At 71.2% G+C, this 4155-nt stretch carries 3 protein-coding genes and 1 pseudogene; all 4 read left to right on the top strand.

Annotation, left to right across the window (positions count from 1 at the left end; translation table 11 throughout):
* Nucleotides 1-164: 164 nt before the first annotated feature.
* Nucleotides 165-1314, top strand: a pseudogene (locus JHN63_RS48860) (SPFH domain-containing protein); the annotation flags it as partial.
* A gap of 133 nt (nucleotides 1315-1447) precedes the next feature.
* Nucleotides 1448-2056 (top strand): lytic polysaccharide monooxygenase, encoded by a 609-nt coding sequence (locus JHN63_RS48855; protein WP_200691588.1) that lies wholly within the window; start codon nucleotides 1448-1450, stop codon nucleotides 2054-2056.
* A 90-nt stretch (nucleotides 2057-2146) separates the two neighbouring features.
* Nucleotides 2147-2602, top strand: a complete 456-nt coding sequence (locus tag JHN63_RS48850; protein WP_200691589.1) for a DUF3592 domain-containing protein — start codon at nucleotides 2147-2149, stop codon at nucleotides 2600-2602.
* A 39-nt stretch (nucleotides 2603-2641) separates the two neighbouring features.
* Nucleotides 2642-4155: AMP-binding protein (locus JHN63_RS48845; protein ID WP_200691587.1), on the top strand; the 1514-nt coding region annotated here is incomplete at its 3' end.

Here is a 4155-nt window from a genome sequence, read left to right as displayed (position 1 = left end):
GCCTTCCAGCGCGCCCAGGGCTGGCGGGGCGGCGCGGCGGACGGCTACCCGGGCCCGGAGACCTGGCGCCGTCTCTTCTCGTAGACCCACGTCCCCATCAACCCAAGCACTGTCATGGCGTATCTGGCGCGGAGGCTGGAGGCACGCATGAATACGACGACCACATCACAGACGCCCGAGAACGAGGAACCGGTGGGGCCGCCCGAGGGGCAGACCCGTCCCGCACGGCTCATCCAGAACGAGGCGACCACCGAGATCCCCGTCCACCTGCTGTTCCGCGACGAACCCGACCCGGTGTCGGTGCCGCTCAGACCCGCCGTCGTGGGCCGCAGACAGGGCACCGGCGAACAGCCGCGCTTCCGCCGCCCCCTCCCGGCCAAGCCGCGCCCGGCCCCGGAGGTCGACCCCGAGCTGGTCGAGCGCCCCGCCCGGGTGCTCCCCGGCTCGGCGGGCGTGCTCGCCGGTACCGGCTCGGCGGCCGCAGCCGTACGTCGACCCGGCGGCGCAGCAGCAGCGGGTTGACCCACATCAGACCGGTGCGCCGGACGGTCCCCCGGTACCGCCCGAACAGACCGAGCACCCAGGCCGGTGCCGGCCTGCGGCCCCGCGCAGTGGGCCGCGTACGCCGGGGCGGGCGCACTCGGGCTGTTCGGCTTCGGGGGGCTGGCCCGGGGCCGTACCGGACGGGCCTGGGTGCTCGGTCTGTTCGGGCGGTACCGGGGGACCGTCCGGCGCACCGGTCTGATGTGGGTCAACCCGCTGCTGCTGCGCCGCCGGGTCGACGTACGGCTGCGGCACTGGCGCGGTGAGCCGATGCCGGCGGCCGACGCGAACGGGGTGGCGCTGCGGGTCGTCGTGCTCGTGGTGTGGCGGGTGCGGGACACCGCGCGGGCCACGCTCGGGGTCGAGGACCACGAGACGTATCTGCGCGAGTGCGTGGAGGCGGCGCTGGCCCGGGTGCCGGTGGAGGTGCCGGGCGGTGGCGCGAAGGGCGCGGCCGACCTGGCCGTCGACGCCCTGACCCGGCTGGTCGCGGCGGACTCGGCGCCGGTCGGAATCGAGGTGTTCTCGGTGCGGCCGGTGCGCGTGGAGTACGCCCCGGAGGTCGCCGCCGCGATGACCCGCCGCCGGATCGCCACGCTGGACGCGCAGCAGCGCGCGACGATGCTCACCTCGGTGGTCGACTCGGTGGAGGACACCGTCACCCGGCTGACCATGCGGGGTCTGGTGGAGCTGGACGACTACGAACGCAAGGTGCTCGTGAAGGACTTGACGGTCGCGTTCTGTTCGGGACGGGGAGAAGCCGCGCCGTGACGGAGCCGGAGCCGGAGACGAACACGGACACGGCTTTTGGTATGGACACAGTCAAGTAGGGGCAATAATCTGGGACTTGGTCTAGACCTGCACGGCTCACGGAACTCCCCACACGTTCTCCAGGAGCGGCAGCATGCGCAAAAAGACCAAGTGGTACGCGGGCGTGCTCGGGCTCACCACGGCCGGGGCCATCGTGCTCTCGTCCGGGGCCGCGAGCAGTCACGGCTACACCGACCTTCCCGTCAGCAGGCAGAAGCTCTGCGCCAACGGCACGGTGACGAACTGCGGTGACATCCAGTACGAGCCGCAGAGCGTCGAGGGCCCCAAGGGCTTCCCGGCCGCCGGTCCCGCCGACGGCCAGATCTGCAACGGCGGGATCAGCCGCTTCGGCCAACTCAGCGCGCCGAAGGCTCCGTCGGGCGCCGCGTGGCCGACGACGAAGGTGACGGGTGGTCAGTCGTACACCTTCCGCTGGCAGTTCACGGCGATCCACGCGACGACGGACTTCAAGTACTACGTCACCAAGGCGGGTTGGAACCAGAACCACAACCTGGCCCGCTCGGACCTCAACACCACCCCGTTCCTCACCGTCCCCTACAACGGCCAGCGCCCCTCGTCGTCCATCATCTCCCACAGCGGCACGCTCCCGTCCGGCCTCTCCGGTCACCATGTGATCGTCGCGGTGTGGACGATCGCGGACACGACCAACGCGTTCTACTCGTGCTCGGATGTGACCTTCTGAGCCTGAGGTTCTGAGCATTGCTTGAGACAGCGCGGCATCCCCCGGGGGTAGGTTCCCTCCACCAAGCGGTACTTGACCTCGGGGGACACCATGGAAGCGCTGTTCTACATCGCGCCACTGCTCATGATCGCCATCGTGGCGCTCGGCGCGACCGCCGTGATCCGCCGCTCGCGCCAGGTCAACAGTGCCTGGAGCAGCGGGCTCACGGCCGAGGCCCGCTGTCTGCGGACGTACACGACGACCAGCGGCGGCGCCGGGGACACCATGGTGTCGACGTCACTGCACCACGTCTACGAGTTCAGGACGCGCGAGGGCCGTACGGTCAGGTTCGAGGAGCGGAACGGGCCGGGCACGACCCTGGAGGGCGACATCGTCACCGTGTACTACGCGGCCGATCACCCCGAGCGGGCCACCGCGCACGCCCCGTCCCGGGGGAAGCTCGCGGCGGGCGCGGGCTGCATGCTGGTGTTCTTCGGCGTGATCGTCGCCTTCTGTGTCGTCTTCATCCTCGTGGCCCACAAGATGTTCGACTTCATGGGTTCGTAGTCTCCATATCTGACGGTACGTCAACTATCCTGCGCCTCCATGGAGTCCAGGAGGCGTACCGTCGCGGAACTCGTCCAGGCGCGGTGGGGCGACCACCGCCCCGGGCTGTGGTGCGAGCACCGGATGCTCACCCATCACGAGGTGGCGTCCGGCGCCGCGGCCAGGGCGGCCCTCCTCACGGACCTGCTGCCACCGGGCGCCCCACCCCATGTCGGCGTACTGCTCGACAACACCCCTGAATATCCCCTGTGGTTGAGCGCGGCGGCCCTCGCGGGCGCGGCCGTGGCCGGCATCAACCCCACCCGCCGCGGCCCCGAGCTGGCCCGCGACATCCTGCACACGGAGTGCCGGGTACTGGTGACGGAAAGCGGCCGTCTCCCTCTGCTGGAGAACCTCCAACTCCCCGGCGTACGCGTCTTGGTGACGGACACTCAGTCCTACGACGACCTGCTCGCCCCGTATGCGGACGCGCGCCCTGACGCCTTCTCCCGCGCCACCCCGGACGACCGCGTCCTGCTCTACTTCACCTCCGGTTCCACCGGCGCCCCGAAGGCCGCGATCTGCACGCAGGGCCGCCTGGCCGCCGCCGGAGCCTCGCTGGTGGGCAGCTTCGGCGTTCTCCCGGAGGACGTGCACTACATCTGCATGCCGATGTTCCACGGCAACGCGGTGATCGCCGACTGGGCACCGGCGCTGGCGGCCGGGGCGGGGGTGGCGCTGCGCCGGAGGTTCTCGGCATCCCGCTTCCTGGACGACGTACGAAGGTACGGGGCCACGTACTTCACCTACGTCGGCCGTGCGGTGCAGTACGTCCTGGCCACGGAGGAACGTCCCGACGACCGGGACAACCCGCTGCGGATGGGCTTCGGCACGGAGGCGGGGGCGGTGGACGCGGCGGCGTTCGAGCGGCGGTTCGGGGTGCGGCTGGTGGAGGGGTACGGGTCCTCGGAAGGCGGGGCGGCGGTGCAGTGGTCGCCGGGGACACCGTCCGGGGCGGTCGGGCGGGCGGCGCCCGGGCTCGCCGTACTCGATCCGGAGACGTGCGAGGAGTGCCCGCCGGCGGAGTTCGACTCGGCCGGCCGGCTGCTCAACGGGGCTGATGCGATAGGGGAGTTGGTGAACCGCGGCGCCAACCCCTTCGAGGGGTACTGGCGCAACCCGGAGGCGGACGCGGAACGTCGCAGGGCGGGCTGGTACTGGACCGGCGACCTCTTCTACCGGGACACCGACGGCTACCTCTACTTCGCCGGCCGCACCGACGACCGCCTCCGCGTCGACAGCGAGAACCTCGCCGCCGCGATGATCGAGAACATCCTCTCCCGCTACCCGGGCGCCGACGCCGTGGCGGTCTACGCGGTACCGGACCCGGTGACCGGCGACCAGGTCATGGCGACGATCGCCGGGACCTTCGACCCCCTCGCCTTCGGGGAGTTCCTGCTGGCCCAGCCGGACCTGGGGACCAAGATGGCGCCCCGGTTCGTGCGGGTGGTGCGGCGGATGCCGGTGACCGCGACGAACAAGATCCATCGGGCGGGGCTGCGGCGGGAGGGGGT

The organism is Streptomyces sp. MBT65 (assembly GCF_016612545.1).
Classification (GTDB): Bacteria; Actinomycetota; Actinomycetes; order Streptomycetales; family Streptomycetaceae; genus Streptomyces.
The sequence above is the reverse complement of the archived record's forward strand: the minus strand, read 5'-3'. Positions and strand labels throughout refer to the sequence as shown.